Below are 24,781 nucleotides of genomic sequence, written 5' to 3' on the forward strand. Positions count from 1 at the left end.
ATTCAATATAAAAAAGTAAAAGGAGTACCAAATCGCAATGATTTAAGTACTCCTTTTACCTTTGTTATATGCGTATTACTTTAAAACATCCAACGGTACATCAAAAATCAGCCATAAGGTTACAATGATGGGCGCGGTCAATATCCATGCAAGCAAGGGTTTTTTATAATGAATGATCAGCATAATAAACATCATGAGATTAAATACTAAATCCCAGCCGAAACTCCAACCTCTATGATAACTGAGCCCGCCCAAATGATGAGTGAGGAATTCATTCAATCCATAAATGGCTGTCCACAAAAGAACCATCATGGCTTGCCTTCCCTTTTCTTCCGGCAGCCGTCCGATAAAGATGGCAACTGTCATAGAATATTGGATCGCCATCTTCGCCAAAGCAATGAATGTATGATTCAACTTAAACAGGTGATCCAGCCTATCCATAGGATGAAACATCCATAAAGTATGGTTAAAAAGCAGAAACTGTGATAATAGATCCCCTATGATAAAATAGAGCAAAGTCGGATAATATTCAGCGAAATTTGACCATCTGCCAAATCTGATACCTGCCAAAAGATATAAAATCAATATTATTATACTCATTAAAGAACCTTCCAGAAAATAGATTTACCTTATTTTCAATCAAGGCCATTCTTTTTATGTATAAAGGATTAAAGAAAATAAAAAAAGCGGTACGGTTGCATACTGCTTTTGGATTAAACCGATCTTTGCCTCCTGAGAGATCCAGCTTGAAAATGATAAATCACATCCAATATCCTTGTCCCAATAAGTTGACACACGAGTGCATAAAGGATGATGAACCAATCTACAACCATGCCTGTCAAAAGAAGTAATGTTCCGTTGATCCAAAACAGGCATTTTCCTGGTGGGAACCCTTTTATTTTTGACAGTATCAATGCAAGGATGTCCATTCCTCCTGAAGAGGCTCCCATTTTAAATAGAATTCCTAAACCGACTCCAAAAATCACAGCCCCCATAAGAAGATCTGTAAGTACATAGGATACGGGGGATAAAACAATGGATGATATCCACTTGATGATGAGTGAGGTAACAGTCACACAATAAAGCGTCCAAAGTGCATTTTTAGCCCCAAGCCACTTTGCTGCAATGATCAATAACCCTGCGTTCAATGTCCACAAAGTAACTGCATAAGGAACATTAAAAAGATATTTAAGGAGGACTCCTGTACTTGCCGCACCACCTGAAGGTATAAAATGTGGAAATAAGAATACAGACATGGCCACTCCTTGTATAGCGGCCGCCATTCCTAATATCAAAGCTTTATTTATATTTAGTATCAACATACAATTCTCCTTATCAGAACAAACCAACCAGGTCGGCATTTTATATTATTAAAAAGAAAAACCGAAATTATCATATCATATCTTCGTTGAAAATAGCAGAATTATCTAAATACGAACCGTCACTTTGGAGGAATATTTGAAAAAATGTTGAATGTAAGACTTAAATTACGAAATAGGAGAAACCTTATGATGATCTTTTTGCTAGGGCTCATTATTATTTTGCTGGTCTTTTTAAAATCAGGAAAGAAAAAAAGACAATTCCTAATTAGTGGTGTCATTGTTATAGTTCTCTTGATGCAAATTCCCTTCTTTCAAAGAGCCGCTGCCTTCTTGACCACTCAGGCATACGTAAGGACGCAACATTATGAGAAAGGACTAAAATTCCAACATGTAGAGTATTCATCTGCTTTCGGAAATTATTTTGTTCAATACAAATCATCCCATGGAGAGTTGTATAACTTTCAAGTCAGTTCTAAAAGGTTTCCTATTAGTGTTGTGTACGATCCATTTGCCCCGAGGCCCTGAACTCAGGCATTACCTTCTTCAAGGGCATCCCCAACAGGGTAATCGTTTAAATTTAATTCCGTTTCTTTATCCAATGCCAATTTAGCCAGTTCAGCACCAAGGTATGGTCCACTCGTCAAACCAGATGCTCCAAGGCCATTAGCCAGCAACAATCCGCTATACTTCGGGGCCCTTCCGACTACAGGAAGGAAACCGGGTGTATAGGGCCTGAATCCGACTCTTGTTTCTAGAACTGTGCCATTTTGTATTCCAGGTGCTATCTTTATTGCTTTATCAAGGATTTCATACATCCCGCCTGCTGTCGGACGGATATCATATCCTGTTTCATCCTCATGAGTCGCACCTGCAACAATCCGGCCATCCTCAAAGCTGAGAAGGTATTGATTACCGGGCGGCATCACAACAGGCCAACTGTCAGTTTCCATTCCATTCATTTGGAAATGAATGATTTGCGCCTTTTGAAAGGAAACCTTAAATTTAATCCCCAATGGTGCCAAAAGCTCTGAAGCCCATGCACCCCCTGTAACGACAACTTCATCTGCCTGTAAATGCTCCCCTTCTACTTGTACACCTCTGACACTGTCTTTTTCAAAAATCAAAGACCCATGACCATGGATATGACGAGCTCCATGCTTCAATGCACCATTCAGAAGTGCATCCCTGAAGGCTCTTCCATTCACCCTAGCTCCACCGCTTACATATACAGATCCAAATTCTTCTGCTAGCAGAGGGAAAAGTTTTCGGGTCTCCTCTCTTGACAGGATTTTCACTTCCCCGATTTCAGGAGCATCCTCCCGTTTTTTTATAGCACGTTCGGCCATTTTTTCAAGTTTGTCCTCATCTTGATGAAGACTTAATGCTCCTACTTTTTTATATCCCGTATTTACCTCCCCATCCTCTTCCAATTGCTTCACTAGGGATGGATAATAGCGGGCACCACCTTTCACAAGATGGTACCAAGCTTTATTGCGGCGCTGCGAAAGCCACGGACAGACAATCCCGGCAGCAGCATCCGTAGCCTGTCCCGCGTGCCGGCGGTCAACTATTATGACATCAGTGCCCTCCTTTGCCAAATGATAGGCAGTGGAAGCACCAAGGATTCCCGCACCCATTACAATGATTTTTTTCATATTCACACCACTCTTTTATCATTCTCTATCCGTAGATTTTACTAGAGTAACCAAGGATTCACAACTTTACAAAATGGAGCAGGTCTTGATGAGAAAAATAAGTCCCTTCCCATCTTAAACAACCCCTTTCAGTATAAATGAAGAAGTTGTTTTCTATATTGTGTTGTTTGAATGAAATGGAAGGTGCTTGGACATATATTTCAAGTGTCAAGCCTCCCGGGGGCAAATACCCTAAGAGAATAAAGGGAAAGCATTTTCTCACTTAAGAGTTTTCTTACCGAGCAAGAGTGTGGCCTTTCTACTTTTTGTAACAATATACAGATAACTCAGCTCAATTTTACAGTTGAAATATTTCCAAGCGCTTCAAAAAACCCTTTTCAATAAAAAGAGTATTCAAAAAATATTAAACATACTCATTTTTCGGTTATTATAAATCATGAAGTCCGTTAGAAAGCAGGTGAGATAATTGAATTCATTTAAACAATTAAAAGATATGGATCGAAATGTATGGATACGCTTTGTCGGAGAAGCGATTAACGGAATTGCTTTTATGATGCTCATGCCGTTTTTTGCCCTTTATCTTAAGGACAAAGTCGACTCCCTCTGGCTGGTTGGAGTAGTCATGGCGGTTGCGCCGGTTGCCTCTGTATTCGGCACCTTGCTAGGAGGGAAGCTGGCGGATTTATATGGACGTAAACCAATAATGGTCATATCTATGCTGGGAAACAGCATTGTCATGCTTGGATTTGTATTCTTTGATACCTTTATAGCCTTTATTTTTCTTTCAGCATTTTTGGGATTCTTCAACTCCCTTTTCCATCCTGCTGCGTCTGCAATGGTCGCCGATGTAACGGCACCTGACAAAAGAACGGAAGCATTCGGACTCTTAAGACTGGGGCATAATTTAGGTGCAGCCATAGGTCCGTTGATTGGAGCTTCTATCATCGTTTTTTCAAAAGCGATTATATTTTTGATTGCTGCTGGATCTGTTTTTCTTTATGCAATAATGGTTGCCCTTTTTATTTATGAAAGCCTTCCAAAAAGGGACCGCGACGAGTCACTGGACGAAGCAAACCAAGAGAAAGAAGATCTTCCTTCTCCATTACAAGTATTGTTCAGAGACAAGGTTCTGCTCATATTTGTAATGACAGGCGTAGTGATTTCCATGAGTTTTTCCCAGACGGAAGGAATGCTGCCGTTGCATTTCGACGCAGAACTGCAGCACATTCCAGTAGAGAAAAATCCATTTCCATACTTAATGGCTTTTAATGGATTACTGGTCGTGTTGTTCCAATTCCCGATTTCAAGCTGGGCAGGCACTAGAAAAATCGGATCCGTCATGCTTCTTGGCGCATTCTTATTTGGCCTGGGGCAAATCGCTATAGGATGGCTCCCTTCACTCTTTTATGATCAACAGAGTGAATACTTGACTATCATGATCATCCTCTTACTTGTCTATGGAATATATACACTTGGAGAAATGTTGATAAGCCCTGTGCAGATGACCTTCATTTCAAACATTGCACCTGATCATTTACGAGGAACTTACATGGGAGCATCAGGTCTTCAATGGATTTTAGGTGGAGCTGTCGGGCCTCTTATATCCGGTTACTTACTGGATCGTTCACTTGGTAATGTGATGTTCACGACGCTGGGGATTGGGTGTATGGCTGCTGGGGTAGTTTATTTGATGATTGATAGAATGATCTCAAGAAGCCAAAAGCCTTCAATAAAGATGGGAACAAAAGAAGAGACAGTGTAACTTCGATTAAATGACATCTCCCCGGAAAAACTCTAGTTGGACATCCTTAAGTAATCGAACGGTTGTCAGTCACTAGAACGCCGGTGCCTGAATGTCAAAACATATAAAAACATTCTCAATATCAAACAAACAAAGCCCGGATGATGATCCGGGCTTTACCTTTATTTTCTTCTGGATAATGAACCAACATTTTTGGCAATGGAGTTGGATAATGTAGATTCAATGGAAATCCTGTCCATCGGTATTCCCAACTGGACTGCTGTAACAGCAATTTCCGGACGAATTCCGGATAGAGTCGCTTTTACACCGATCAGGCTCAATGCATCAATCAACTGAAAGATTTCATGGGCCACCATGGTATCAATGATGACTACCCCCGAAAGATCGATAAACAGCTGATCTACTCCTTTTTCTGTACATTGCTGCAACGTGTTTTCTAAGATCACCTTCGCTCTCGCCGTATCAATATCGCCTACAAGCGGAAGAAGTGCGGTATCAGTGCTGATAGAAATAACCGGAGAACTCAGCTCGTTAATCATCTCCTGCTGTGCTTTGAGCTGTTTCAATGATGCATTATGTGTCCCCTCTACAAACTGCAGAACAACATGATCGAAGACGGCCTGAATTTGATCCTTCCACTGATCAATTCGATGCTGTTCAATATCCTCATCCATTTCTTCTGCAAATCGATTGATATAAGAAAAATATTGATCTCTCACTCTAAGAAATTCACGTATAACATGATGAATTGGAGTTTCAATATGTGCATTGTCATTGGCAATTTTATGTATCCATTTGGTAAAGTTATCACAGAGAGTATCTCTTTCTTCCAGAAAAAGATTTGCCATATGTACATAAAATTCATGATTCTGTTCTTTTAATCTATTGATAGAGTCTGGATTGTCCGTTACATAGACTCCTGTAGACTTCTGTTTATCAATCGTTTTATACCATTCTTCGCTCATCTGTTTTGTATGATTCATGAAAAACTCATGCAATTGTTTGTTCAGACGCATATCGCTGCTCCCTTCTTAGACATTCACACCATTATAGTACCTTAATCCTTCTGAAAAAGATATAGATATTGCTCCTCTGCCCCATTACTTTTCTCTCAAGATTCCTTTGAAGTCAAAGTAAAATCGTACTTCAATGTGTAGTACTTGCACTACCACTTTGCATCATTTTGTATCGATTGTGTTTATAAAATGAAAGAATTATCGTCAATAATGGAAGAATCCATAAAAATACAGCATATGGCAAATAGGATATAATGGGCACTCCTACAATGGTGCTGCACATAATCGCCAGGACACTCCATGGAATCATTCCTGGAAACAGCATGGTAGAATCCCCCATGACCCTTGCAAGTTCAGCCTTATCATATTTTTCGTTCCAATGCTTAAGAAACGATCGGCCGGTCAGAATGATTGGCAGCGTCTGGTTTGCGGAAATCAATGAAATGATAAAAGTAGCAGTAATCGTTTTGATAGAGTCATTGATTAGTCCTGTCGTTTGACTCAACCAATGGTCGAGAAGAGGTTGGATGACCCGGTACCCTTCGAGCAGACCATTAAATGCGCCTGCTAATGCCAAAAAGAGTAAGAGAAAGTACATACTTGAAAGCCCGCCGCCTACCCCCTCAGCTCCAAACCATAGCGAGTGGATAACAGAGAGAATCCCCACACCCTGGGAAATGCTGATGATAATAGCCGCAATCACACTGCTGATAAATGCATAGATAATCTTCAGTCGAAGAATCACAAATAGAATCAGGATAAAGGGAGGCAAAAATTTCAAAAGTGAGAGACCCGACCACTGAAAAACATTATTGGAGAAAACCGTCATTCCAGAATGTTTACCTGCGTCCAATGCCATAAAAAAAGCCATGCATACCAAAATAGCCGCTAATGTTGTAGGAAGAAATCTCCGGAACTGCATTCCTGTTTTCACTTCCACTGTATGAGAAAGCAGTTGATGAGAGCTGGAAAAGGGTGAAGTACGGTCTCCCACAAATGCCCCGGATATCAATGCGCCAGCCGTTATAGACACTGGAAGCCCCAAGGCCGCAGCACTGCTCATGATAGGAATTCCGACGGCACTTAAAGTACCAACCGAAGTGCCGAGAATCATAGAAAATATCAGGGAAATGAAAAATGCCGACACAAAAAAATGATCAGCTGTAATCAAATGCAGTGATATAGAAACAAGCTGATCAATCACTCCCGAGATAAACCATGATGGAAGAAGAAAACTGACCATTAACAGAATATAAATAACTCCCCGGGTTTTCTTCAAGCCCTCCCATGATCTATTTAATACCTCTTCAGGGCGTGCCCCTTTTAATAAAATGACTGCTGTCAATAATAAATATCCCGGCAGGAAACCAAAGAAAAGAGGGATTTGTATACCTACAGACACTAGTACTCCTGATAATGTCACTGCGATGATTCCTATGACTTGACGGACTGAAAACTGTAAACTTCTCATTACATCATCTCCTATAATACTTGTACTCAAATTTTACTACAAAGGAAGTCCCTTTTGTTTACAGAAGGGTTGCAATACATGCTAATATCGGAAATCTCGATAAGTGCATGACTACGTTCGTTCAGCTGCCTTTACCCAGACCTTCCATCTAAGCAATACTGTTTAATTTGAACCCACAAATCTCATTGGGGTGATTAGTCCGTTTCACACCAACTTCCTCTCAAAATTCCATTCTCATCGGGGTGATTAGTCTGTTTTCACACCTTCTTCCTCTCAAAATTCCATTCTCATTGGGGTAATTAGTCCTCTTTCACACCAACTTCCTCACAAATATCAAACCTCATTAGGATGATTAGTCCTCTTTCACACCAACTTCCTCACAAAATTCCATTCTCATCGGGGTGATTAGTCCTCTTCCACACCAACTTCCTCACAAATATCCATTCTCATCGGGGTGATTAGTCTGTTTTCACACCATCTTCCTCACAAGATCCCATTCTCATCGGGGTGATTAGTCCGTTTTCACACCATCTTCCTCTCAAAATTCCATTCTCATCGGGGTGATTAGTCTGTTTTCACACCATCTTCCTCTCAAAATTCCATTCCATTGGGGTAATTAGTCCTCTTTCACACCAACTTCCTCACAAATATCCAATCTCATTGGGGGGATTAGTCCTCTTTCACACCAACTTCCTCAAAATCATGACTCACACATAACCCGGTTAGTAAGAAAAGAAGAAACGCTGTTCTCCGTTACAGGGAACCTTTTTAAACCGGGGAAATTTCAGTCCTTAAGATACATCCGAAAGGACATACCGTAAAGCAGCCTTATAAAAATAAGCAACCAATAAAATAGACCAAATCATAAACGATTTGGTCTGCAGACGGTTTAACGCAACAATGATCTCGTTATCTTCAAAAGCAATACCCACATTTAAATAGGAAAATCAATGAAACGAAAATTCACTCAGCTTATCACTATGGCTGGCAATCATGGCAATGATCGTATTGGCTTCTTCCTTGCTGAAAATAAAATGGGATTCATCTTTTATCAACTCATTATCCTCTGTAATGATCCGATTCAGCCTTTTTAAAACCCCATCACCGGTTTCAGTAATAATACCGAACTGGTAAGTCACTTCCACCTCATCACCATGGATAAAGGCTGTTACTTCCGGTGTTTCCCATTCAACCTCAATTTCTTCAAGAATGTCCTCATCTGCCTGATCCTCATAGTCATAATCATAGTCATCGACTACATAGTGGACAGGCCCATCCTCATCTTCATCATCAACGATATAATCGATATGGTCGTCGTCATATTCATCTGCTTCATCATAGAAATCGATCTCATCCATACTCAGATAATCATGTAAACTTTCATGAACGGCATCAATAATGTCCTCAATATCAGGAAGAATGACCTTAAGGGTTTGACCATAATCAATATCATATGATTCCAGATAGAACTCATCATTATAAGGATCATAAAACAAAGTACAGAAGAAGTCTCTTTCCTGGTCTTCCGTTTCTACGTAAAATTCGAGTCTGGGATGTTTGGCCCCTCTATCAACATTCATCTGTCCCACTCTATCGTACTTTTCACAAATGGACTCAAGATGTTCCTGCAGCTCTCCGCTTACTCTGTCAAACCATTCCAAATTCATGGTATCCCATCCTTTCAATTATCGGCACTATTCTCAAAGCAATAATGACTTACAAGCTCTTCTATCATGTTATGTTCCGGAATTTTTCCGCTGAATTCAAACTTAATTTCCTCCAAAAAGGTGCCGTTTTTATAAACATGAATGGCTCCTTCCTGATTAATCAGGCTGAATTCCGGTTCAAACACAAATCCATCTTTTTCGATTGCTCCCATAACATTTCTCCTTGTATCGTTTCTCGTTTTAGTATGTTAAAAATCCCGAAGATTAACCATTCTTACCATGGGTTATGGATTATGATAAAATTTCCATAGAGATCATAAAAAAAGGTTGAGCTGGGGAGTGGTACTTAATGAAACAGTCATTTGATTTTTTATTGGAGATTGACAAGTTGAAAAAGGTGACGAGAAGAACGTATATTGCAGATGGAAGCAGAAATGAAAATACGGCAGAGCATTCCTGGCATGTATCACTGATGGCCATGACCCTTTGGGAAAGCTATGAACACAAAGATAAAGTGGATATATTCAAAAGTATAAAAATGCTATTGCTTCATGACATTGTCGAAATTGACGCCGGAGATACATATGCATTTGATGAAGATGGCTATCAGGATAAACAGCAGCGCGAGAAACTTGCAGCCGACAGACTCTATGGTATGCTTCCAGAGTCCGTTAGAGATGATTACCGCAGTACCTGGAATGAATATGAAGAAGGAAAAACACATGAAGCACTGTTTGCCCATATAATCGATCATATTCAACCGCTAATGCTCAATATAGCGACTTCGGGGATCTCCTGGAAGGAACATGGCATACACTCTCATCAAGTTATGAACCGAAACAGCTGGATTAAAGACGTCTCCCCCGCCATCTACAGTCAAATAGAAGAATGGGTCCACAAAGGAATCGAGATGGGGTGGCTGAAACACAGCTAATTCTTCACCCCTTTAAAGCACTAAGAGGGACAGTCCCTCTTAGTGCTTTAAAGGGCTAAAGTTATAATTATTATAAATCCACTGATATGTCTATGAGTCACATACCAATTACATAGTTTTTTTGCAGGTGAATCTCCTATTTTCGCTGAATCACCTACAAATGCAGCTCTAATATGTAGATGAGTTGTCCATTTTCACCATACTCATTGAAAACTCTAAAAACGAATTTATCGATCATGACAGACACCATATCAAGCAGATTGATCAGGTGCTCTTACACAAACAAATGAAAAATAAAAACGCCGTTCCCGGCGTTTTTATTTTTCGTTATCAGCATTACCCGTCACATTCTTGATAGCTTTGGATGTTGTATCCACAGCTCCCATCGCTGCATTTTCAGTGGCTTCCAACGCCTTATGAGTAGCATGGAAAACAGCACCTGCACTATCTTTAATATTATTCGTGATAGAATCTTTCTGCTCATTGTTATTGGACATTTGATCACCTCCTGAACAAGCATAGGTTATGCTAATCTCAGGAATCTATCCTTGAACATTTACTAAACCTTCAGGCGTTTTTCCAAGTAGTACTGCTGATTGCCCTTTGGAAAGTCTTCCACTATTCCAATAACATTGTATCCCTGTTTCTTATAAAACTCCGGTGCCTGAAAACTGAATGTATCCAGGATAATTAAGTAACAGCCAGTCTCCTTCGCCAAATTTTCCATTTTGGCTAACAATTCTACTCCGTACCCTTGTGCTCTATACTTGTTGTCCACCCACAGAAAATCAATATGACAATGTCCCCAAAATAAAGTTGCCGTGATTCCTCCAACTATTTCTTCATTTTCATTTTTAACTATAAAGCTTTCATTTCTAAGAGGAGTTTTTACGCTGTCACTAATATGACTCATGTTATGCTCAATAACTTTCTTTTTAATAAAATCACTATCTTTTTGATGCCATTGCTGGATAATTTTCATATTTTCCATTCCTTTCAATCTTAAGAGCTGAACAATTGAGCAAAATGTCCATCTGTTTCTCTCTCAACCCAATCGCCGCCCGTATACTCATTAATTGTCTTTCGCCAAAATATATTGGCTGGTCCGTTCCTTTTTATCTGAGAAACCTCCCAACATCCCTTAAATCTGTCGAAAATCTTGAATGCTGCTTCACGTCCCAGACCTTTGCGTCTAAATTTCTTCATGATAAAGAATTCTGCAATCGAATAATAATACGTGTCACCTTCCTCTATGTACCTTACCAGCACAAAACCTGCATATTCACCCTCACTTGTTAAAAGAAAAGGATATCTGGCTGGCTCTTCCCAATAGTTATCTAAATAGGGATACTCTCCAAACTTTCCTTTGGTCATAACAGCTGTATCAATAAACTCTGAAAAATCATAGAAATAATACTGCATTAAATTCTTTATGACTTCTTTCTCTGCTAATGCTGCTTCTGTCAATTTCACTTCCACTCCCCCCTTTATTCTACATATTACCAATAGTAAATACATGTGTATTTTTCATTTCCTCATTTTGACTGGAAAATCGTTAATCCTCGGGCCTACTAAAAAGAGACCTACAAACCTTGTATTCTATATTTGTTATTTTGAATCCTTTTTTCCATTTTGTGCTTGGTATTTAGAAAATAATCCGTTTACTGTATTGGTTATTTTTAGGTACTCCAATTTAATAAAAATAGGGCTTTTATAAGACACCCTATCCTACAATTTCTACTAATAATGGTCTTATGAACGCTTTATGAGACACCCTAAACTCTATTTCACACTATAAATGTTCTCTTGAACGCTTCTTGAGGTACCCTATCCTACAATTCCCACTAGAAATGGTCTCATGGACGTTTCAAGAGGCACTCTGACTTCCATTTCTCACTAAAGATGGTCACATAAAAGATTCATGAGATACCCTAATCTCCCTTTCACACACTAAGATCGACAATATGAGCCTTTCACCACAGACATACAACCTTTATTCCACAAAACAAAGCAGTTACCCCTTAACCGATAAAACCAAACAACCGGCAGAACCAGTCTGCCGGTCAATTCCATCCAGGACATTTGCAATCAAACCTCTGAGCTCCTCTCTTTATAAGCACTTGTGTCAGGTAACTCTTTCTCCTTAGAAAAAAACCATCCGCCTGCCGCAATGAGAAGAAGGACTGCGTAGAATGAAAATTTCCATTGTGGAGATTTGGCAAAGCTCTCGGACAGCACACCGAGTTCAGGGTGAGATAAAGTATATACGGCCAGCTTTACACCTACCCAACCAACAATCATGAATGCTGCAATTTCAAGTCCAGGTTTTTTATGAAGCAGTTTGACAAAGAAATCAGCTGCAAACCTCATGATGATCAAACCAATCAGTCCACCTGCAAATATGACCAGGAACTTTCCGCCATCAAGTCCGCCTATCTGAGGCAGGGAGGTGTCTGGCAAGACAACGGCAAGAGCGACCGCTGCTAAAATGGAGTCTACTGCAAAAGCAATATCAGCCAATTCAACTTTAATTACAGTTGCCCAGAAACCGGAAGGCTTCTTTTTGTTCTCTGATCCTTCCTTGTCTCCTTGCTGTTTTTTCAACATTAACTTCCTGAAAATATGGTTAGCTGCGATAAACAGCAAGTATAGAGCCCCTATGGCCTGGACCTGCCATACATTCACCAAAAAACTGATAGCAAAGAGGGAACCGAATCGGAATACAAACGCACCTGCTAAGCCGTAAAATAATGCTTTCTTTCGTTTTTCTTCCGGCAAATGTTTCACCATAATGGCTAACACTAAAGCGTTATCTGCCGCAAGGAGACCTTCAATCCCGATCAACAGGAGCAAAACCCAAAAATATTCCATTACTAAAGCCCATTCCATCTATTATCTACCTCCTTTTTTCTTATTCAATATTGATAACATCCTGATCGCTGCTTTCTACACCTTCATTGAAGGTCAGTCTGGTTTTAAATTGATAGAAGACTGTATCGGTTGTAGCCAGAAGATTTTCAGGTAGTCTAAAGATAAAATCCCTCTCAGACTTTTCCTCAGCAGCGATAATTGTAGAAGTCAGCACTGTGGCGCTTTCGATTACTTGCTCACTTTTTGAACGTTTATCGATCCTGACCAGGTCGCAATCAATCCTGTTTAACTGCTGTTCAATCGTTCCCCCTTCGATGAGGAATAATCCTTTCACTGCTTCACCTGCACAATAGCTCTTTTTAGGCAGCTGCAAATCTATTTTGGCAGAACCGATACCAATTAAAGACATATATTTTCTTAGGATCAACTTTTTGACCTCCATAATGTTATTTTGAATTTTTTAAATATTTTTCTTCAATCCGCATTTCGATTTTTTCCATTTTCCTTTTATCCTTTAATAGCTCTTCCTTGTTCCTTTTTACCAGCTCGGCAATGGTTAATTTACCTTTATTCATGTCATTCACTCCCTTCGGTTATCAATAAAACCGGTCCTTTATTCAACAAAAAAAGCCTTTACCAACAAAGTGGTAAAGGCTTCATAAATAAAATAAAGACCAGTACCAGCGAGGTAAAGGTCTTGCTAACAACGTAAGTGTTGCCAACAAAGCCGAGAGTATTCACTCTGAAATGACGACTTTGCTGTAAAAGCTACTCCCCTTTAAGGAGACACTATTCAACTGTATAAACTAACAATAATATATCTAAAAGAGTCTGTCAATAACTTTCTGAAAATTAAGTCACTCCCCCATTCTTCTTACTATTTTTCATTTATAGAGGAGGATTGACGATGTCTTGATTCTTTTACTCTCTGGAACTATAAATGCAAAATATTACATCTCTTTTACCAAGGTAACACAACCTGCCCCTTTCTTGGGACAAGTAAAATGCATAATCTGCATTAATTCGGGAAAGCTCTACTTACCTCTCATCAGCACCAGCTAATTATATTAATATAGCAAAACTCGCGGTATAAATTTCAAGAATATTAATAAAATTAATAAACTTAGCAATACTATCATTATTTCAGTATAAGAGCTATTGGTTGCATTCAAAAAAAATTAACATTAAGATGGAAACTGGTCCCATGAAAAGGGATACATAAGAAAACAGATAGGTGGTTGCGTTCACATGAAAAAACAATCATTAATTTTACTGTCTATTCTGCTTGTCTTAAGTGCTTTCTTAACAGCATGTGGAGGCGGTAACGACAACAATGGTGATACTGCCGGTACAGATGGCGGTAAAAATGAGCAAGTCCTGAACTTGCTGGAAAGCTCTGAAATTCCTTCTTTGGATTCAACACTTGGAACAGACTCTGTTTCCTTTAATGTCATGAATAATGTCTTTGAAGGCTTATATCGTCTGGGCGAAGATGATGAGCCAGTCCTTGGAATGGCTTCCGAAGAACCTGAGGTTTCAGAAGATGGAAAAACATATACATTCAAACTGCGTGATGCAAAGTGGTCCAATGGAGAACCTGTTACAGCTCAAGACTTTGAATATGCTTGGAAAAAAGCGTTGAATCCTGATAATGCATCCGAATATGCATACATCATGTTTGACATCAAGAATGCTGAAAAGGTAAACAATGGTGAATTACCTGTAGAGGAAGCAGGAATTAAAGCAATTGATGACAAGACTCTTCAAGTAGAACTTGAAACAATTGTTCCTTACTTTAAGTCTTTGCTTACTTTTGCAACATTCCTTCCTCAAAATCAAGCTTATGTTGAAGAGCAAGGTGACCAATATGGGCTTGAAGCAGCTAATGCGATTTATAATGGACCATTCGTTCTTTCCGATTGGAAACACGAACAAAGCTTCCAAATGAAGAAAAACGCTGATTACTGGGAAGCAGATGTTGTAAAACTTGAAGAGATCAACTTCAATATAGTTAAAGATACTTCAACACGTGTAAACCTTTATGAAACAAATGAAACGGACGTTGCTGTACTTTCTGAGCAATATGTGGACTCGTATAAAGATGATCCTAATTTCAATACACGTCTGCGCACATCAACATTCTTCCTTCGCTTAAACCAAAACAATGAAGTGCTGGCTAATAAAAATGCCCGTAAAGCCTTCGATGCGGCTTGGGATAAAGAAGGTGTTGTACAAGTTCTTCTAAACGACGGTTCCATCCCTGCTTACTATCTTGTTCCAGATGATTTTGTAACAGGACCAAATGGAGATGACTTCCGTGATACAAACGGTCAACTGGGTGAATATAACCCGGAAAAAGCTGCAGAACTTTGGAATACTGCAAAAGAAGAGCTTGGAATTGAAACTGCTTCACTAGAGTTGCTGAATTACGACAGTGAAAACTCCCGTAAAATCGGAGAATATTTGAAAGAACAGCTGGAAAGCACTCTTGAAGGATTGACCATCACGATTTCTCAACAGCCTTTCAAACAAAAGCTTGAAGTTGAGCAAAGAGGAGATTATGACTTCTCCTTTGCAGGATGGGGCCCTGATTATCCAGACCCAATGACATTCCTGGATATGTTTGTTACAGGAAGTTCTTATAACCAAACCGGTTTCTCAAATGAAAAATATGACCAATTGATCAACGATGCTCAAACGACATTGCTTGATGATCCGGAAAAACGTTGGGAAGCTCTGCTGGAAGCTGAGCGAATCCTTTTAGAAGAGCAAGCAATCAGCCCAATGTTCCAAGACGGTTCTGCATATCTTCAAAGAGAGTATGTTAAGAACTTATACCGTCATTCATTCGGTGCAGATTACTCTTATAAATGGACTTATATCGAATAACACAAAAAAGAGGCCGTTTTTCGGTCTCTTTTTTTAATTCTTAAAAAGTGTTGAGAAGGTAGTGTTTTTTTAGTAACATAAAAAAAGGGTTAGTTTTCCAATTTTAGGGGGTATTGGATGATTTTCAAAGAGTCTTTTCATTTTATACTAAAGTTAATGATTTTAACGATAAGTGTAATTTTCATTTGCCATCTACCGGCTCTCATATTTAAAAATAAACCTCTCCCAGAGGGACAGCCTTTAATGCAAGTGGAAAAAGCATTTGGTTTCTTTCCAGTCGACTATATTTTCGAAATCAAAAATACTTTATTCAGTCTCCTCAATTGGAATGATATTAGCTATGTTGCTCAAGGGACGAATGTTGAGCGAAAAATCTTTCCCTACATCCTTGAATCCTACTCATACTCTCTTACCCTATTATTTGTCTCACTTCTTATAGCCCTTTTGTTCGCTGTATTCCTCACTACTGTGACCTTTTATTTACCATCAAAACTGCAAGGAGCGATAAGGAAGCTGTCTCATATAGCAGAAGCACTGCCGGACGTTTTTGTGATTTTTTCTCTCCAGTTGGGTGCAGTGTGGGTGTTTAAACATACCAATTTGCTCGTTACAGAACCATATGCCCTTTCCGGGCAGAAGATTTATTTCCTTCCCATTTTGACATTATCACTTATTCCAATGATCTATTTATATAAAAATACACTTATGATGTATGAGAATGAACTTGGCAAACCCTATGTCGAATTTGGTGTTTCCAAAGGAATTGGAAAACTTCAAATATTGCTGCGTCACGTTTTTCCCAATGTTCTTTTATCCTTTTTTTATAATCTAAAATATATGTATCTGCTGCTCATATCTCATATGATTATTCTAGAGTATATGTATAACATTTATGGATTGCTGCAATTTATGACGAACCACCCCAGCTATGAAATCATAACTGTTGGAGTACTATTATTGACTTTGCCAATATCTCTTGTCTTTTTCTTTATCAAACTGCTTCTCCCGAAAGGAGTGACCTACTATGATCAAGCAGCTGTTTAAAAATGCTGGTTTTACAGCGGGACTACTCTTGCTAACGGTTATCTTGGCAGGGAGTGCATTCAATACACACTTCTTTAAGGAAGATTTGCAGAATATATCAAATGAAGAATATTATGCAAATAAGCCGGAACCCCCTTCCACTGAGCATCCTTTTGGAACATCACAGGGGGGAATCGATTTATTCGACCTTGTCCTGAGCCAGACATTCCCTACGATCAAGTTGGCACTCTTCATTACTGCAGGAAGAATGACCATTTCTTTATTTATGGGCTTTCTCTATGGACTGCAATATAGGAAGTTGAAATGGCTGGATCTGTTTATTGAAGGCTTTCATTTTGTTCCGGCTACCCTTCTCGCCTTTTTGTTGCTCCTCGGGTTGAACTTCATGAACTTTGAATTCATCATGGAAAACCCAGAATTCAGATGGTATTTCATCGCCTATACTCTGATTGCCATAGGCATTCCGACATTGTTACAACTAATTGGAAAAGAAACGAACCTCGCTCTTCACAATGAATTCATTGAAGGTGCAAAAGTTCTGGGTGGAAGCCGCACACACATTTTGGTTAAGCATGTCATCCCCTCTATCAGGGGTAAAATAATACTAATGTTCAGCGGACAATTGATTGCAGTCCTGACATTGATGATGCATATTTCTATACTTGGATTTTACATACCAGGATGGACAGCATTCATTGGCAGCAACTATTATGAATTAATGGTATCACCATGGATCATCTTCTTTCCCGTCCTTCTTTTTGCCCTGCTTATTACTTCCCTGACATTACTAACGAATGGGATCAGGACAGTATTGGACGGAGACTATCAAAAGAGAAGGCCGACACTTTTATCTTCTTCCTCTATCCGCACCCTTTCAATCAAAAAAGACCTTACTTTATAAGAATAACTCCAGGAGCCGAACTTTCAGCTTCTGGCTTCTTTTTCCTAGGCTCCCTTCTTAAACTTTGAAGCCATTTAAGATGAATTTCGAAAAATATAAACATCAATCACTCGAAATATTTTGGTAAGCAAGGAAGAAAAGAGCTACTCTTCCTGTTCAGAGAGTAAAAACCTTGTACCAGGGGAAAAATCCGGCACAAGGGATTTTTCTGAAATCTACATTATACGTAAACAACCTTTTCCTGAAATCTTATAAGCAAGTCAGATAAATTTTCAAACAGCAATTAATAATAATAATATTATGTTTACATATTTATGGTTTTTGTGGTCCTCAGTGGTTTACCAAAATGGTATAAGGTTAATGGTACAATAGATAATTTTTACGTTTTCACCCATTGATTTATGGCAAGAATGGGTATTAACCTTCTTCACTTACCAAGTCAACCCTTCTACTTTAGCCACGGTTATTCTCTACAAAAAGGTGTGACTGATTTGCAGGTAATAAAAGTTTTCTTTCCAGAAACTAAAGGGATCATCAAGATTATGGCAGCAGTTTATTTTATTCTGTTAGCAGGCGGCAGTTTCTTGAGTTTGTACCTTAATGAAACATTAGCCCAATGGACATCATTCCTACTGCAGAGCTTTCTCTATATTGTGGCTTGCTCCCTCATTTATTTCGCCATCAAAAGTCAGCGGATCATTGTTACCGAGAAGCAATTTATCTTGAAAGTCATCGGTATTACCCGCCATAAAATTGATTTCAACCATATCCATGAAGTTAGAAAAGGAAAAATGAGCGGTTCTCCAATCATGGAAATCCATGCCAAAAAAGGCCCCTATTCCAAGGTATGTCCTGTTCCGTATTTACCCTTTTCTGACTCATGGCAAGAATTATTGTTAATCATTGAAAAAAAATGCGGCAGTGAAGTGATTGGAAATATGGATTTAAAAAGGCGCAAAGGGGAAATCAGGACTTGGAGAGAAACGTAGGCATAAGAAAAGTACAGCTGCAGCTGTACTTTTCTTAATATTATCACTTCATAACACCGGTTTATCATTTAAGCGAATCAACCAATCTACCATATCATTTCCGCCCATTCCGGGTGATCTATGAATGGGTTACGGTTTCCTTGGTATTTTTCAAAGATTAACTCGTTTCTTCTTATTTCTGCTTCATCTACCGGATCCAATTCATGCCAACTCAATAAAACAGACAACTTTCCATGAAATGGTTTGGATCCATTTTCAACTCGTTCATTCACTTCCAGATCTAATTCTCCGTTGTCCCCTTCATACCTTACCGCCATGTAAAATAACATCCGGGCGATATCCCCCTTCACCTCATCCCTGGGTTCCCACGAATCACTGTCTGAGAAATTACCTGCGGCTTCATCATGTGGTGACCCTCCGTTATCAAAATCAAGGTTACTTCTGGAGGAATTTACGGTCGTGTCAGTGGGCCTCAAATGATGTAAGTCCGTTCCAGCACCCTGTGAGGTCCCGAAACCGCCATGTGATTTTGCCCATACATGTTCCCGGTTCCATTCATCTGAACCTCCTCCATTTAAAAGTTTGGATTGAGATCGGCCTGTATACAGGAGAATGACGTTATCCGGATTTGCTGGATCTTCATCGGTTTCTCTCAATGCTTCCCACACATCCCCATACGAAAGCTTTCTGTGATCATCAATAATCTCATGCAGGGCATTCTTCAGCTCAATACCGGTTTTGCCTTTTGCTTGCTGATAATAAGGATCTGTTATGACAGGAGGTTCAGGGGGATCTTCTTCCTCATCGGGATTACCCAATTCTGTTTTTAACACCATTGAAGTAGTCGACTTAATCCCTTCATGGGCAAAATATTTTTCTCGAGTTCCTGTTACCTCTATTTTCATGCCCATTAAAGAAGGATTACTTTGCAAGCCGTATTCTTCCCGGAATTCAGAGGATATTTGAACAAATATCATTTTGTCAAGATTCATTTCATCACGAGAATCAGCCAGAACAAAGGCATAATCATTCGAGAATCCCTCTCTTGCTATACTGCTGGTCGAGACTGGCTGGCCAGTGATATACCCCAGGACGGTCAATTCCCTCCCATCCTCTAGGGATAAAGCTTCTTCAACAGTAAGTGGAGATTGATCTGTATTTTGAACAGAAGGTATTTCTGTAATATTGCAAGCTGTCAATAACAATAGCAGTAGTATGATAGGAAAAGCTGTATATTTATGTAATGACATCGTGTTCCTCCTTTGCTATATGCATATCGGGTTCACTTTATGAAGCCCTTTTACTAGCTTACTATAAAAAATACCAGAATAGTAATCAGCCAAATGGACTTAATTCTATATCCTAATGAGAATTGGCGAATTCGCTTCTTCTATCGAGAAAAAGATGCTGCAAAGACGAAAAGAGCAATCCAAGTGATGGAGTTGCTCTTTTTTAGCCAACCTTATTTTGTAAATAAAGGATCAATTTATTTCTTGTTTTAATGTTTCAATACCTTAAACGCTTCCGACAGCCTCTTTGCAAATGACTCCGGCTTTTCTACTGTCTGAACATGTAAGTACTTTATTGCAGGCTCTGCGTACAGCCAGTGATTATGCAATGCTGTTATGGGAATGTCATTTTTGCCTAAGGCGATAGTAAAGTCAGGCACTTCCTCCGGCAGCAAGACGATTTCAGCATGGTTCAATGCTGTTCCATCATCTTCAAAAGCCTCAAAATGAATCTCCATATCCGTTTCACTTTTGAAAGGCCTGCCCTGTACCTTTACTTCGAGATTCCTGGGAAGCTCCAGAGATATCATTCCCTCCTGTGCTTCTCCTTCTGCTCCTAACAGCTCTTTTAGCTTATCGGCAACTGCTTCCAAATCTTTCACTTTAGCCCTCCTTTTCTTAGTCCCTCTACTATTTATTATGATTGCTATAGGGAGAATTCGACAAATTCCTTAGCTTGGCTGCCCTTGGCATTTCGTTTGAACTCCTGTAAGGCATTGGAAAGTTCATAGAACCATTCCTTGTCCTGGGTTTGTAGAGAAATGTCGATCAGAAATTGAAGCTGAGGCTCCGTCAGGGTTTGACTTGAAGGTATTTTTTCAATCAGGCTGTCATCCATGTTTAGTGAATAGCCAATCAAGTCTTTATCATCACTGTCAATCACTCTAATCTTAAACAATGGATCTAGAGGATCAATATTTTCCATATAACCTTGAATCAATGCTCCATTTTTTGCAAACCCTCTAACCCAGTCACCAATATTTACTTTGTCCCTTTTTATTTTACTCATTTCTTTACACCGCCTTTTATTTTTTGAGAATTTATGTTATATGATTTTTTATCTTAGTTGCTAATTATCCTTTTATGACAGAAATCAAACATCCTTACACGTCAAATCTTTCATAAAAAAAGACACTGACCAAACTGATGGCCAGTGTCCAAAATATATACTCATGTGAAAAATATATTAATTTCACTAGTTTTCACTTGTGTAAATTTGTATCTTACAATAGCGATACAGAAGTAATTTCTGCAGAAAAATTCTATCGAAAGTCGCTATTAAGATGCCCTGACTGGAGAAATTAAATGAATGGTCGATTTCTTATTATATGGCTTGATGATGATAGGTCTTAAACTTCCGCCAAAACTGAGCGAGACCAATTCCTCACTCATCGATTTAAGTGCTTCTGCAAGGAACTTTCCGTCAAATGAGATCTTCAATGACAAGTCTCCCTTGATTTCCAGCGGGGTCAGTTTTTCGGTGATCACCCCGATCTCCGAAGTACTGGATGTCAGTTGAATTCTGCCTTCATTCGTCAAGGAGAAGGATACATTATTATGCTTCCATTCTGAAGCAAGTAAATTAGCCCGTCCTATTCCTTGAAGAAGTTTGATGCGTGAAACCACTACCTCCGTAGTCGTTTGTTCAGGTATGATTTTTGTTATATCAGGATAGTTTCCTGATATAAGCCTCGTATAAAGAAACAAGTCATCAGCTTGGAAGATGACCAAGTTGTCACTAGGGTAAATTTGTATAAATTGGTGTTTATCAATAGCGTTTACAAGCTCAGTCATAGCTTTACCCGGTAAAATGAATGATCCAGTAACAGGGGATGACATGGCTGCTTTTCTCATAGCCATTCGCTGAGAGTTCGTTGCAATCAGTGTTAACTGGTTCTCTGAAAATTCCCAATTAACACCAGTCAGAACGGCCCTTGAATCTGATGCAGATATTGCAAATTGTGTTTGTTTAATCATCTCAACCAACAGGCTGCCTTTTATTCTCACTCCCTCATTACCGGTATTCTCTGGTCTTTCAGGGTAATCCTCTTCATTCAGCAGACTTAAAGTTGTTTCAATTTCACCGCTAGTAATCTTTACTTGTTTGTTGAATTTTTTTATTTTAATAAATGTGTCATCTGGCATTTTTTTAATAAGGTTATGAAAATATCTAACTGGTACAACAAGTTTCCCGGGGGCTATTATTCTTCCTGCATCAGCTTGTTGTAAATCAATTGTTTTTGCGATACTCACATCTGAATCTCCCCCAGTCAAGATCAAGCCTTTCAAGTCTGCTTCAATCTTGACTCCATTTAACACAGGGACTGAGGGGTTCCCCGGAATCACTCTTCCGACAATATTCAATGCTTTTTTAAGCCTCTGGGTATCTATTAGAAATTCCATTGTTCTCCCCCTTTGTTATAATCTATCATTTTATTTTAACATAATAAATATTCTGAATTATAACAAGAGGATTAATTATGTTTGATATTCTTATAGTGGACTTTGAAGAAAAGCTTTTTAAATATTCCTTTTGTTAAACAGTTATAAACTGATTTCCGCTCCAGGTGCGTGACTCTTGGGGGTTATGTTCCGGTGGATACGTAACCTCGGGCGCTGGAACTAGCCGTCCCGCTAATCCGAGTTTAGTGGAGAAAAACATGCTTTGCGAAAACAGTTCATTCATGACTTGATTTGATATTTATCCTTTAGCACATCAACATCAATACCAGCACCCTTAAGCTTTGCTTCCGCCTCATTTTGTATAATGTCTTTGAGAGTTATAAGGACAGGGTCAAACTCTACATGCCTTCCCAAATTGAAACTCATTTCATGTTCGATATTGATCCAGGTTGATAGATCGCTCTCGTTATGTTGAATTTGAGCTTCCAGTTTATCCAGGGCATTCGCTACCTTCGCTTCGATTGTTTGTTTTTCCTCAAATTCATACCAAAGATCATATAACTCCTGTCCCGTGTTATTGTTTAGAATATCTCTTATGTTCTCAATGGCTTTGATTTCATTATTTCTTTTAGCTGTTTTGAAACTCGCATTGTCTAAAGTGTCAAAGGCAGGTATATCTCCCGCTTCAGCCTCGACTAAGTCATGTATGATGAGCATTTTAAGCAGCTTTTCCATATCCGCCTCTACTGATAACTCAGGAGTGATCAGGACTGCCATGAGCGTGGTTCTCCATGTGTGTTCTGCTACACTTTCTCTGCGTCCATTTGATAACCAGCTGTGACGTAATTCACTTTTCAACTTTTCTCCCAGTTTTATTATTTCCATTACTTTCATCATCTCTGATTTCACTTTTTATCCCCCTTAAAAAGCGCATCACCTGTCCGGATGCGCCTTTAATTATGAATTTATCAATTAATCTTCTTTTTCTTTCTCTTTGGCTTCTACTGGGGTTTCCTCAGTAGAAGCAGATGGCTCTGCCAGTACAGTATGTGATTGACCACCTGATGCATGGTCAGCACGGTTTGTATTTCCTCTTGATGCATACGATTTTAGCAGTTCGCCAACATCGATTCCAGTCATTTCTTTTAGTGGTTCCTGCATGTCGACCATCGTCTTAGTGATGCTTTTACCGAAAGATGGAATGCCGTTTCCATTACCTGAATCTATAATTTTGACAGAATCAATGTTATTTAACGGCTGGGCAATCTTCTCTGCAAATAGCGGCAGCATTTCTATCAGTTTCTCAGTAATGATGACGTCTCCATGTTTCTCCATGGCTTCTGCCAGCAATTTACGAGCTTCCGCTTCGGCTTTACCACGCTCACGGATAACATCTGCCTCCGCGGAACCTTCTTCACGGCGGATCTTAGCTTTAGCTTCCCCGTCAATTTCGGCTCTGCGGGCTTCTGCTTCCGCTTTTCTCGTAGTTTCATAGTACTCAGCGTCAGCTTTTGTCTTACGGACTTTGCTTTCTTCTTCTTCTAACTTAACAGCACGTTCGCGTTCAAGGAATTTTAACGTCAATTCTTCCTCTTTCACTTCTTTTGCCAATTTAGCTTTTTCCAGCTCATAAGACTGTTCGGATTTTGCACGTGCTCTCTCGGTTTCTTCTTTAAAAGCAGCGTCCTTTATATCCTTCTCCTTTTTACTCTCAGCTATCGAGATTTGACGCTTATACTCTTCTTCTTTAGCCTGCTGATCTGTCTGCGCTCTATGAATTCTCGTTTCACGCTCGTTTTCTGCTTCAGCAATTTCAGCCAGCTTACGCACTTCTGCGATACGAGGACGTCCGAGGTTTTCTAAGTATCCATTCTCTTCATCTGCATCACGTAAATCCGTCAAACCAAGGGAAGTGATTTTGAATCCCATAAGGTCCAATTGCTTCTGGGCTATTTCAGCGACGTCAGCATTGAATTTCTCCCGGTCGCTGTTGATATCCTCGACAGTCATTTTTGAAAGAATTGCTCTAAGGTTACTGCCTAGTACTTCAATGATTTCTGATTCAATTTCGTCTTGATCTTTCCCAAGGAATTGTTCCGCATAATTGGCTATTCCATTCAATGAATCGGCAACCTTTACCATTGCCACGGCGTCGGCCACAATCGGCACTCCCCCGTTCGTGTATACTCGTGGTGTGGAAAGTTTCAATTGAAACGATGTCAGGTTGACAGGTGTGGATGTCTGGAACCTTCTTAAGCGGTACCCGCCACCCCTGATGATTTTCATGGATCTTCCTTCATCATCAGTAAAGATATTCGTTTCTTTTTCTGGGTCTCCAAGTCTCGGACCAGTGATGATTAAAGCCTGATTGGACTTGGCTGTGCGGTAACGGAATCTAACCCAAAAGAAATAACCAACCCCCGCAATAGCTGCGACAATCAGCACAGGTATCAAGATCATTAACATACCAAAAAACTCCATGTTGTTTCCCCCTCTTAAATTCTTTCCCTCTATATTTTAGCGGGTATAGTATGTATACGAGGGAGACCGCCTAAAAGTTTCAATTTT

General features: G+C 39.4%; 25 protein-coding genes. 6 read left to right on the forward strand and 19 right to left on the reverse strand.

The window, feature by feature from the left end; genetic code table 11:
• Window positions 1–75 precede the first annotated feature (75 nt).
• The 3 genes from BSG1_RS04080 to BSG1_RS04095 form a co-directional block, all read right to left on the reverse strand.
• A complete protein-coding gene (locus BSG1_RS04080; protein ID WP_044022374.1) occupies window positions 76–600 on the reverse strand; it encodes a hypothetical protein in 525 nt (174 codons plus the stop codon).
• A 113-nt stretch (window positions 601–713) separates the two neighbouring features.
• Entirely contained in the window at window positions 714–1,322 is a 609-nt protein-coding gene (locus BSG1_RS04085; protein WP_006835604.1) for a YitT family protein, read from the reverse strand.
• A 527-nt stretch (window positions 1,323–1,849) separates the two neighbouring features.
• Window positions 1,850–2,977 (reverse strand): NAD(P)/FAD-dependent oxidoreductase, encoded by a 1,128-nt coding sequence (locus BSG1_RS04095; RefSeq protein ID WP_006835606.1) that lies wholly within the window; start codon window positions 2,975–2,977, stop codon window positions 1,850–1,852.
• A gap of 493 nt (window positions 2,978–3,470) precedes the next feature.
• On the opposite strand from BSG1_RS04095, the gene BSG1_RS04100 reads away from it, so the two are divergent.
• Complete coding sequence (locus BSG1_RS04100; protein WP_044022400.1) at window positions 3,471–4,739, forward strand: MDR family MFS transporter; 1,269 nt, start codon at window positions 3,471–3,473, stop codon at window positions 4,737–4,739.
• 161 nt (window positions 4,740–4,900) lie between these two features.
• On the opposite strand, the gene BSG1_RS04105 is transcribed toward BSG1_RS04100, so the two are convergent.
• The 4 genes from BSG1_RS04105 to BSG1_RS04120 all read right to left on the reverse strand — a co-directional run bounded on the left by BSG1_RS04105 (window position 4,901) and on the right by BSG1_RS04120 (window position 9,105).
• Complete coding sequence (locus tag BSG1_RS04105) at window positions 4,901–5,755, reverse strand: STAS domain-containing protein (protein WP_006835608.1); 855 nt, start codon at window positions 5,753–5,755, stop codon at window positions 4,901–4,903.
• A 130-nt stretch (window positions 5,756–5,885) separates the two neighbouring features.
• Complete coding sequence (locus tag BSG1_RS04110) at window positions 5,886–7,226, reverse strand: Na+/H+ antiporter NhaC family protein (RefSeq protein WP_006835609.1); 1,341 nt, start codon at window positions 7,224–7,226, stop codon at window positions 5,886–5,888.
• Window positions 7,227–8,173: 947 nt separating this feature from the next.
• Window positions 8,174–8,893: a hypothetical protein gene (locus tag BSG1_RS04115; RefSeq protein ID WP_044022376.1), complete on the reverse strand. Its 720-nt coding sequence runs from the start codon at window positions 8,891–8,893 to the stop codon at window positions 8,174–8,176.
• Between the two features lie 14 nt (window positions 8,894–8,907).
• Window positions 8,908–9,105 (reverse strand): YbxH family protein, encoded by a 198-nt coding sequence (locus tag BSG1_RS04120; RefSeq protein ID WP_006835611.1) that lies wholly within the window; start codon window positions 9,103–9,105, stop codon window positions 8,908–8,910.
• 137 nt (window positions 9,106–9,242) lie between these two features.
• Between BSG1_RS04120 and BSG1_RS04125 the strand changes: the two genes are divergently transcribed.
• Complete coding sequence (locus tag BSG1_RS04125) at window positions 9,243–9,827, forward strand: HD domain-containing protein (protein ID WP_006835612.1); 585 nt, start codon at window positions 9,243–9,245, stop codon at window positions 9,825–9,827.
• A gap of 317 nt (window positions 9,828–10,144) precedes the next feature.
• On the opposite strand, the gene BSG1_RS04130 is transcribed toward BSG1_RS04125, so the two are convergent.
• The 6 genes from BSG1_RS04130 to BSG1_RS20100 all read right to left on the reverse strand — a co-directional run bounded on the left by BSG1_RS04130 (window position 10,145) and on the right by BSG1_RS20100 (window position 13,273).
• Window positions 10,145–10,324, reverse strand: coding sequence for a hypothetical protein (locus tag BSG1_RS04130; protein ID WP_006835613.1), 180 nt, complete (start codon window positions 10,322–10,324; stop codon window positions 10,145–10,147).
• 62 nt (window positions 10,325–10,386) lie between these two features.
• Window positions 10,387–10,809, reverse strand: a complete 423-nt coding sequence (locus BSG1_RS04135; RefSeq protein WP_044022377.1) for a GNAT family N-acetyltransferase — start codon at window positions 10,807–10,809, stop codon at window positions 10,387–10,389.
• A 20-nt stretch (window positions 10,810–10,829) separates the two neighbouring features.
• On the reverse strand, window positions 10,830–11,300 hold the full coding sequence (locus BSG1_RS04140; protein ID WP_232214189.1) for a GNAT family N-acetyltransferase: 471 nt from the start codon (window positions 11,298–11,300) through the stop codon (window positions 10,830–10,832).
• A 615-nt stretch (window positions 11,301–11,915) separates the two neighbouring features.
• Entirely contained in the window at window positions 11,916–12,716 is an 801-nt protein-coding gene (locus tag BSG1_RS04145; protein WP_006835616.1) for a TerC family protein, read from the reverse strand.
• A 22-nt stretch (window positions 12,717–12,738) separates the two neighbouring features.
• Complete coding sequence (locus BSG1_RS04150) at window positions 12,739–13,125, reverse strand: sporulation protein (RefSeq protein ID WP_044022378.1); 387 nt, start codon at window positions 13,123–13,125, stop codon at window positions 12,739–12,741.
• A 19-nt stretch (window positions 13,126–13,144) separates the two neighbouring features.
• Window positions 13,145–13,273: an FbpB family small basic protein gene (locus BSG1_RS20100; RefSeq protein ID WP_006835618.1), complete on the reverse strand. Its 129-nt coding sequence runs from the start codon at window positions 13,271–13,273 to the stop codon at window positions 13,145–13,147.
• A 673-nt stretch (window positions 13,274–13,946) separates the two neighbouring features.
• Between BSG1_RS20100 and BSG1_RS04155 the strand changes: the two genes are divergently transcribed.
• From BSG1_RS04155 to BSG1_RS04170, 4 genes are all read left to right on the forward strand, one after another.
• Complete coding sequence (locus BSG1_RS04155; RefSeq protein ID WP_006835619.1) at window positions 13,947–15,587, forward strand: peptide ABC transporter substrate-binding protein; 1,641 nt, start codon at window positions 13,947–13,949, stop codon at window positions 15,585–15,587.
• Between the two features lie 243 nt (window positions 15,588–15,830).
• Window positions 15,831–16,631, forward strand: coding sequence for an ABC transporter permease subunit (locus BSG1_RS04160; protein ID WP_006835620.1), 801 nt, complete (start codon window positions 15,831–15,833; stop codon window positions 16,629–16,631).
• The gene (locus BSG1_RS04165; protein ID WP_006835621.1) at window positions 16,612–17,532 is read left to right on the forward strand and encodes an ABC transporter permease subunit; all 921 of its coding nucleotides are present in this window, start codon (window positions 16,612–16,614) and stop codon (window positions 17,530–17,532) included. Before BSG1_RS04160 ends, BSG1_RS04165 begins: the two co-directional genes overlap by 20 nt.
• A gap of 491 nt (window positions 17,533–18,023) precedes the next feature.
• Window positions 18,024–18,521: a hypothetical protein gene (locus tag BSG1_RS04170; protein ID WP_044022380.1), complete on the forward strand. Its 498-nt coding sequence runs from the start codon at window positions 18,024–18,026 to the stop codon at window positions 18,519–18,521.
• Between the two features lie 86 nt (window positions 18,522–18,607).
• Here the strand turns inward: BSG1_RS04170 and BSG1_RS04175 are convergent, their stop codons facing one another.
• From BSG1_RS04175 to BSG1_RS04200, 6 genes are all read right to left on the reverse strand, one after another.
• The gene (locus BSG1_RS04175) at window positions 18,608–19,771 is read right to left on the reverse strand and encodes an endonuclease (RefSeq protein WP_006835625.1); all 1,164 of its coding nucleotides are present in this window, start codon (window positions 19,769–19,771) and stop codon (window positions 18,608–18,610) included.
• Between the two features lie 248 nt (window positions 19,772–20,019).
• Window positions 20,020–20,412, reverse strand: coding sequence for a DUF1259 domain-containing protein (locus BSG1_RS04180; RefSeq protein WP_006835627.1), 393 nt, complete (start codon window positions 20,410–20,412; stop codon window positions 20,020–20,022).
• Between the two features lie 44 nt (window positions 20,413–20,456).
• Window positions 20,457–20,819: an IDEAL domain-containing protein gene (locus BSG1_RS04185; RefSeq protein ID WP_006835628.1), complete on the reverse strand. Its 363-nt coding sequence runs from the start codon at window positions 20,817–20,819 to the stop codon at window positions 20,457–20,459.
• Between the two features lie 269 nt (window positions 20,820–21,088).
• Complete coding sequence (gene dnaN / locus BSG1_RS04190; protein ID WP_006835629.1) at window positions 21,089–22,213, reverse strand: DNA polymerase III subunit beta; 1,125 nt, start codon at window positions 22,211–22,213, stop codon at window positions 21,089–21,091.
• Between the two features lie 279 nt (window positions 22,214–22,492).
• The gene (locus BSG1_RS04195) at window positions 22,493–23,110 is read right to left on the reverse strand and encodes an HD domain-containing protein (RefSeq protein WP_006835630.1); all 618 of its coding nucleotides are present in this window, start codon (window positions 23,108–23,110) and stop codon (window positions 22,493–22,495) included.
• A gap of 75 nt (window positions 23,111–23,185) precedes the next feature.
• A complete protein-coding gene (locus tag BSG1_RS04200) occupies window positions 23,186–24,694 on the reverse strand; it encodes a flotillin family protein (RefSeq protein WP_006835631.1) in 1,509 nt (502 codons plus the stop codon).
• Window positions 24,695–24,781 lie beyond the last annotated feature (87 nt).

The organism is Bacillus sp. SG-1 (genome assembly GCF_000181495.1).
Taxonomy (GTDB): Bacteria; Bacillota; Bacilli; order Bacillales; family Bacillaceae_B; genus Rossellomorea.